The following is a 7627-nucleotide window of genomic DNA, read 5'->3' on the forward strand; positions in this document are numbered from 1 at the left end:
CATGCAGGCCATCTGCCGTTCTGGCTCGCACCGGTGCAGGTCGTTGTCGCGACGATCACAGAGGAGGCAAACGACTACGCTAAAGACCTCATCAGGAATCTCGATGCACACGACATCCGGGTTCTATCGGATCTGCGTAACGAGAAAATCTCTTACAAGATTCGGGAACACAGTCTTGCGAAAATACCTGTCATGCTGGTCATCGGGAAAAAAGAGAAAGAAAACAGAACCGTCTCCATCCGGGAATATGGAAATCCGGCTCGACCAACCCTGAAGGGCGAAGAAGTCGTCAAAGTGTTGGCAACTGCCTCTCGTGATCGGCTGCTAAGGGCCTTCGTCGGATGAAGAGCTTTCGCGCTGCTTTCGACGATTTATGGTACCTCAGCCGACCCTATTTCACGTCTGAAGAAAAGAAGTCCGCGTGGGTATTACTGACTGCGGTACTGGGGCTGACCCTGCTGCTGGTTGGAGCGGACGTCCTGCAATCTTTTTCCCGCAATATTTTCTATACTGCCCTGCAACAGCGCGACGTCACATCGTTCCTCCGGGGATTGTTCTGGTTCGTCCGGACACCGTCCATGATCATTCCCGGTTTCTTCATCATCACCCTGCCATCGCTGCTGATCTCGGTCTACGCCACCTACCTCCAGCAGCTCCTGCAACTCCGCTGGCGGCGCTGGATGACACACCGCATGCTCGCCCAGTGGCTCGATCAGAACCTCGCCTTCCGCATTGCCGTGACACGGGCTCACTTAAAAGAGACCAGCGACAATCCCGATCAGCGCATACAGGAGGATATCGACGGATTTGTACGTGATACACTCTCACAGTTTCTCGATATTGTGTCGCGCACGATTACCTTCGTCAGCTATGTCGGACTTCTCTGGGCTCTCTCCGGATCCATCACCGTGCTCGGGGTTCGTATCCCCGGCTATTTCCTGTGGATAGCCCTGCTTTATTCTGCTTTTGCGTCAATTGTCACACATCTGACAGGTCGACGGCTGATCCCGTTACGCATTACCCAGCAAAAGGCGGAAGCAGATTTCCGGTATGGGCTTGTGCATGTCCGGGATCATGCGGACAGTATCGCCCTGAGCGGCGGGGGAGACCGCGAAAAGCATCTTCTGCTGGGAAAATTCTCGTCCGTATATGACAATTTTCTTGGCATTATGACCAGGACGAAATGGCTTGGCTTTCTGACAGACGGGTTGGGCACGTTGTCCGGAAATTTTGCCCTCCTCGTCGGATCAATCCGCTATTTCGCAGGAAAGATCACCTTTGGGACCCTGATGCAGTTGGTTCAGGCATTCTCACGCGTCGAGGAAGCGCTGGGCTGGATATGGTCTGCTTACCCGGCCATTACCGAATGGCGAGCCAATGTTTCCCGTCTGGCAAGCTTCCAGAGAACGATGGATTTCATCGCCGTCAGCGACCATGATTCCTTGCGTGAAAAATCAGCTTCAAATTCTGATATTGTTACAGAGAATCTGACTGTACTTCGTCCGGATGGTTCAGTTCTGCTTTCAAACGTCAACATCACGCTGCCTCAGGGGCAGGATATTGTTCTGACCGGCGCATCTGGCGTTGGTAAATCCACCTTTCTACGCGCCCTTGCCGGAATCTGGCCATTTACCAGCGGTCAGATCCACGTGCCTGAGGCACGGGTAATGTTCCTGTCGCAGCGTCCGTATCTGCCACTGGGGACACTGCGCGAGGCACTCTGTTATCCCGTTGCCCCAGAAGCAGTTCCCGATGAGCGTGTTTGTCGGATCCTTGATCTGGTAGGCCTGTCATTCCTTGCTGATGAACGCGATACGGAAGCAAGGTGGACAGAACGCCTTTCGCCCGGCGAGCAGCAGCGTCTGATGTTTGGACGCATTCTGATAAATAGGCCTGAATGGATATTCCTCGATGAAACCACGTCAAATCTTGACCAGGAGGGAGAGATCCGTCTTTACGATCTTCTGCGCGAGCATATCCCGAATCTGACGATCGTTTCCATAACGCATCGTCAGGCACTCCAGGATCAACACGCCGTACAGATTGACATTGGATGCCATTCGCCCGGGCCGCGCGTGTGACAGCAGACCTCCAGACAGGGTGAAAGCTTCCGGTATCTCTCATGGATACCAGCAAACAATGATTGGTATTACATGACGCAGGGTGCCACCCATAGTAATGTGTTATCGTCCGAATGACGAACTGTAAGCGGAGAAATACGTTATGGATGAACAGATCCGAAAAACCGTCCTGAGAATGATCCCCTATGGGCTCTACGTACTGACAGGAGGAAGTCAGGACAGCACGATAGCATCGGCGACTATCAATTGGGTAACGCAGACCAGCTTCGTTCCTCCTCTGCTTGCCCTGGGCATCAAGACCGATTCCGCCATTTACGCAGAGGCAAGCAAAAGTGGCGATCTGGTGCTGAACATTCTCGGCAGAGAGCAGGGAAATCTGGCCTTTGCGTTCTTCAAGCCCGTTCCGTATGCGGATGGCAGACTGGGAGATTACGAGGTCAGGTGGGCCGCCAATGGAGCCCCCATACTCGCATGCGTCCCGGCGGCGGTTGAACTGAAAGTGAGACAGATTGTGGAACTGGGTGATCATCACACCTTTGTTTGCGAGGTTACCGGCGTCTACCTCACAAAAGACATTGCCGGTCGCCCTGATGACGCCATCCTGCACATGAAGGATCTTGGAGAAAAAGTCTTTTACGGAGGATAGACGCCGATCTTTGTCATGAATTGATGTTTTTTCGTCCCTTTGTGATGCATCTTGATCACGGAGAGTCTGAACCAGTCTGCCACCCCGGCAACGCGCATGACAGAACGGGATAAGGTTCCGATTTTACCATGTCTCTGTATCACAGCACGTGACTCTCCAGGATGACCCAACGGTTCTCAACGGGGCTGCGGGCATCAAGGCCTGATTTCGGGCAGGCGAGCGGCGCATCACGTCGTGTCGCCTGACCCAGCGTTGTATTCCTGCCGACTGTGCCATGTCGGTTTATGAATGACGTCTGATACCAGCCGTTGTTTGCCAGAACCCGTGAAAATCAGAGTATCTACCGGTTGTCCCCGTTTGCAAAATTTGCTGTAGATCGCGGCAATGAACGACTGCCATTACGTGAACTCCGGCCTTCAACCCATCTCGAAAATATCTACGGCGCCATGTTTTGTTATTTCTGAACCAGCCAGGACTGCCGTTCAACCAGTCGCCGTAATTGACATCAGACTCGTTCTTCCTGGTTATGTCCGTTTTACCTGTGAAAGTATTCAACACTTTGACAGTAAGCTCAAACCAGCCCGTAGCGTTCCAGAAGATCGTCAATCTCGGTCCCCTGTGTCAGGTGCCGGATCAGTCCGGATGCTGGCACCTTCTCTCCGTCCCGCAGTTCCGCAGCCGCCTGTAACAGCATCCGGACATCGAAAATGCCGCCCGACACTTCCGGCACAGCCCGCCTGACGCTGCACAGGGTATAGACCGCCTCCATCGCCGTGCGGACGGAATATTCCGTGGTGAAAACCGTATCGCGTGGCGTTTCGGCGAACTGCCCGAGAAAGGCGAGATTGACGCTCCCATCCGGCACTACCTTCGGTCGGTCAGCCGGTGCACGCGGCATGAACTGCGCCGTGATGAACGGCATCATGCACGGACGCGTCGTCGCCCCTGTCGCTGCCATGTCGTCGATCTGCTCCACCGGCACGCCCATATGGAACAGCCACTCACGAGTGATTTCCTCCCCCGTGCAGCCCTGCATGGGCTTTTTCACGTAATCGCCAGGCACGTCACTGAACAGACCATAGAGCCAGACCACCATCTGGCCTTCGGGCTGCCCCTTGAAATGAGGCTGACGGCTGACCACCCAGCTCATCAGCCAGGATGAATCCGCGATCGTGACCGGGCCACCCGTGATGATTTTCCCCGAAAACGGATCACGCCCCGTAATCCGCTTTACAAGCTCCGGAATCCGCGCATCCCGGGTCGTAACCGTAGCCGACAGCCAGCGGGATTTTTTCGTATCACCACAGAAAACATCAGGATGCCCGAATGCGGCATCCTGCGCTGCGATAGTGCGCCAGAGCTGCCAGATGCTCCCCTCTCCGATGGTCGTATCAATCGGCGCGGGTGTATGATGGTCGCCCCAGCGTGAATTCTCCACCATGGAACCGTTGGTCACGAACACCAGCTCCGCCGAACCCAGGTCAACACCAGCGGTCGCGCCATTTTCCAGCCAGTCGAGACGGGTCGCAACTTTCGTTCTGCCCGACACATCAACGGCAACATTCGTCACCGTCACACCATGACGGAACACGACGCCCTGATCGGCAAGCCATGTGGCCAGTGGTCTGCTCAGGGATTCCTGCTGGTTATATCTGGTGAATTTCAGCGCATGCAGATCCTTCAGTCCGAGGATCTGATGCACGAACCGTGCGAGATAGCGCTTCATCTCAATGGCGCTGTGCCAGGTCTCGAACGCGAACATCGACCGCCAGAACAGCCAGAAGTTCGACGCCATGAAATCGCCGGACAACACATCCGCGATCGTCTTTCCCGCCAGTTCGTCCTCATCGGTCAGAATGAGGGTAATGATCTCGCGCCGCGCCTTTCCCGTGAGCGTCAGCCTGTCACGATCGGCGAGGGGCTGTCCCCGATTGCACATGGCGCGGACCGGACTTGTAGACGGATCGGCCTGATTGACCTGCCAGACTTCATCCAGCACTGATGCATCGGGAATTTCCAGAGACGGAATGGAACGATACAGATCCCACAGACACTGGAACTGCTCTTCCATCTCCCGACCGCCACGGATCAGCCAGCCGGTCTCCGCATTCCCCGCCCCATCCAGCGCACCACCATCGCTGTCCGATGCCTCAAGAATGGTGATGGCTGAAGGCGTCATGCCCGTATCTCGGATGAGGAACGCCGCCGCCGCCATGCCCGCCAGCCCGCCGCCCACGATCCACGCTGACCGTCCTTCCATACCCTGCGGGGCTGGAGGGTGAACGAAAGCCTCGTAATTGCTGTGAGCGTATCTCATGGCGCATGTCCTTTTCTGAAAAGGGCCGATGGCGGGAAACCCTTCCAGCCATACAACACCTGCTAAGCCGATCTGTCGTTGCGATGTATCAAACGCCCCGAACAGGACAGGATGATCCCCTTTCTCAGTCAGCCAGAGCCGGCGCCTGCACCCGATACAGAACTCCATCGGGCAGCGGACGCTGAAGCGCCAGAGCCTCTGCTATCGGTGCCGTCATCCAGCGCTCCAGCTCATCCGGTTGCGTCAGGATCACAGGCATGGCTTTCGGATGGATCGCGCCCACCTCCAGATTGGCGTCCGTGGTCAGAAAACCGAACAGATCATCCGTCGTCTCTCCGTCCGCCAGCTTGCGCACGGACGTCCATCGACACCAAATCCCGGCAAAGAAGACCAGCGGTTCTCCATCATTCCGCGCAAACCACACCGGTCGTGATGTCCCGTCGGGCAGACGCTCCGGTTCGGAGAACGCCGTCAATGGCACCAGACAACGATGTTGCACGCCCTCCCAGCGTTTCCACCATGTCGAGGACGGATTGCGGATGTTGGTTACACCCCGGTCGACCCTGTGTCCCTTGAGATAGCCAGGAGGTGTCGGCATGCCCCAGCGTGCCATGACCAGTTCGCGACCGTTTCCGCCGTTCCGCACGATCGGGGCCATTGTATTCGGGTATATCTCCGTCAAAGGCTGGAGATTGCCCGTCAGATCATCGAGAACCTTTGCAATCTCCCGGATCGCTTTCTGGTTCGATGTCATGGCGTAGAGATTGCACATCAGGAATGCTTCTCCCCGTAAGCCGGAACCGACGCCGGTTCCTGTTCCGCCACAGACTCATGCGACAGTGCACCCGGCAGGGCCAGACAGGCCAGAAGCCCCGCCAGCGCCAGAAGAAAGAGAGCAGACCACCAGCCATACAGAAAGGCGCCGGCCACGCCGCCCAGCGTGAAGGACAGCACGATGGCGGCATGCAGCCCCAGACACTCGCGCGTACCGGTCCGCCGGGCTGGGTCAACCGGATGAAAAAAGCTCTCCAACCAGTCCGCCAGTTCCAGCCCCACATCGGTGAGCATTCCCGTCATATGGGTGGTGCGGACACGCGCCCCGGAAATGCGTGTGACCGTGGCGTTCTGAAGCCCCATGAGGAAACTCAACCCAAAGGCCAGCACCGGATCCCGTGGCTGGGCCGAAAACAGAAGATCCACGCCCCCCAGAAACCCGAGCAGGCAGGCTTCCAGCAGGATGCTCCGTGCGTAGATTGAGGGCAGGTTGTGGCGACGGCCCGCATTGACCAGAAGCGCCGACAGCACGGCTCCTGCGACAAAGGCCAATATCAGACCGCAGCAGGACAGGACCAGTTCCAGATGGCCTTCATGCAGGCCACTCGCCAGTGCTGAGACATTGCCGGTCATATTGGCCGAATAATAGCCCACGGCCAGAAACCCGGTGGCGTTCACGGCACCGGCGATAGCCGCCAGCGAGCAGCCCAGACGCCTGTCGATGCTGGCGTTGCGCTCCGCTCCCTCGTGAACAAGCACCTGTGCCTCCCATCGTGACTGACCGCATGAGGGAGACTCCGTGTTTGTCGGTTTCCCCGGACAACGATCTTTTTTATGGGCGGGATGGTAACAGCCCGCCCTCTTCCGACAAAGCGTCCTGTTTTCAATTTCTTAGGACGATATCTTCCCGGATTGCGAATTGCCACAGATGTGGCGCGATACGCTCCTCCGAAAGATGAATGTTGACTCCCCACGCCATTAAAGAACAAATCAGGAACATATAATCAGGAAACCCACCAGGACGAATGGATACTGAGTCGTGACATGACTGCCGAACCCCAGAAAAAATCCGGTCTGGAGACGCTGCGGGCCGCGATCAGCCGTCTCGAAGGGCATAGCGACCGACGCCGCAAGGTACTGCCCTTTGGCGTGCGCGAGATCGATGCGCGTCTGCCCGGTGGCGGGCTGGCTCTGGGCGCCCTCCATGAAGTGGCGGGAGGGGGGAATGACGCCCTGCATAGTGCCGCGGCCGGACAGTTCTGCGCCGGGATCGCGGCCCGCACGCGTGGCAAGGTGCTGTGGATCGTCACCCGCCAGGATGTGTTCGCCCCTTCCCTAAAACAGGTGGGTCTTTCCGCCCGGCGAACCATCTATGTCGAGGCACGCTCGGACGTCGATGTGCTTGCCTGTTTCGAGGAAGGACTGCGGCATGGCGGCCTTGGGGCTGTGGTCGCCGAGGTGGCGCGTCTGTCCATGACGGCCTCACGCCGCCTGCAACTGGCGGCCGAGACGTCCGGCTCTCTTGGCATCGCCATCCGGCGCTGGCGGCGACAGACGGATGCGGCGGATTTTGGTCAGCCGACTGCCAGTGTGACCCGCTGGCGGGTCTCCGTCCTGCCGTCTGTGTCGTTGCCGGTGCCCGGTGTGGGAAGACCGCGCTGGTTGCTGGAACTCATCCGTGCCCGTGCGGGCGAATGTGCCGATTTTGAAGTGGAGGCCTGTGATGGCAAGGGTCGTCTCTCTTTACCTGCCACTCTGGCCGACCGACCGGATCAGGAAACGACTTGGACCAGACGCGCCCGCGCCTGA

The 7627-nt window shown here is 57.6% G+C and carries 7 protein-coding genes; 4 read left to right on the forward strand and 3 right to left on the reverse strand.

Features of this window, described 5'->3' with window-relative positions:
- The 3 genes from HK23_RS13595 to HK23_RS13605 form a co-directional block, all read left to right on the forward strand.
- Window positions 1–345 (forward strand): His/Gly/Thr/Pro-type tRNA ligase C-terminal domain-containing protein (locus HK23_RS13595; protein ID WP_306300692.1); only part of this gene is annotated, 345 nt, incomplete at its 5' end.
- Window positions 342–2081, forward strand: a complete 1740-nt coding sequence (locus HK23_RS13600) for an ABC transporter ATP-binding protein/permease (protein WP_078527119.1) — start codon at window positions 342–344, stop codon at window positions 2079–2081. The genes HK23_RS13595 and HK23_RS13600, both read left to right, overlap by 4 nt.
- Before the next feature lie 142 nt (window positions 2082–2223).
- Window positions 2224–2727, forward strand: coding sequence for a flavin reductase family protein (locus HK23_RS13605; RefSeq protein WP_061471969.1), 504 nt, complete (start codon window positions 2224–2226; stop codon window positions 2725–2727).
- A gap of 571 nt (window positions 2728–3298) precedes the next feature.
- On the opposite strand, the gene HK23_RS13610 is transcribed toward HK23_RS13605, so the two are convergent.
- From HK23_RS13610 to HK23_RS13620, 3 genes are all read right to left on the reverse strand, one after another.
- Window positions 3299–5044, reverse strand: a complete 1746-nt coding sequence (locus HK23_RS13610; protein ID WP_078527117.1) for an oleate hydratase — start codon at window positions 5042–5044, stop codon at window positions 3299–3301.
- Between the two features lie 124 nt (window positions 5045–5168).
- Window positions 5169–5816: an SOS response-associated peptidase gene (locus HK23_RS13615; protein WP_061471972.1), complete on the reverse strand. Its 648-nt coding sequence runs from the start codon at window positions 5814–5816 to the stop codon at window positions 5169–5171.
- Window positions 5816–6577 (reverse strand): YoaK family protein, encoded by a 762-nt coding sequence (locus HK23_RS13620; protein WP_086654377.1) that lies wholly within the window; start codon window positions 6575–6577, stop codon window positions 5816–5818. Before HK23_RS13620 ends, HK23_RS13615 begins: the two co-directional genes overlap by 1 nt.
- A gap of 285 nt (window positions 6578–6862) precedes the next feature.
- On the opposite strand from HK23_RS13620, the gene HK23_RS13625 reads away from it, so the two are divergent.
- Window positions 6863–7627, forward strand: a complete 765-nt coding sequence (locus HK23_RS13625; RefSeq protein ID WP_078527115.1) for an ImuA family protein — start codon at window positions 6863–6865, stop codon at window positions 7625–7627.

The sequence above is a fragment of the Acetobacter malorum genome, from assembly GCF_002153605.1.
Taxonomy (GTDB): Bacteria; Pseudomonadota; Alphaproteobacteria; order Acetobacterales; family Acetobacteraceae; genus Acetobacter; species Acetobacter malorum_A.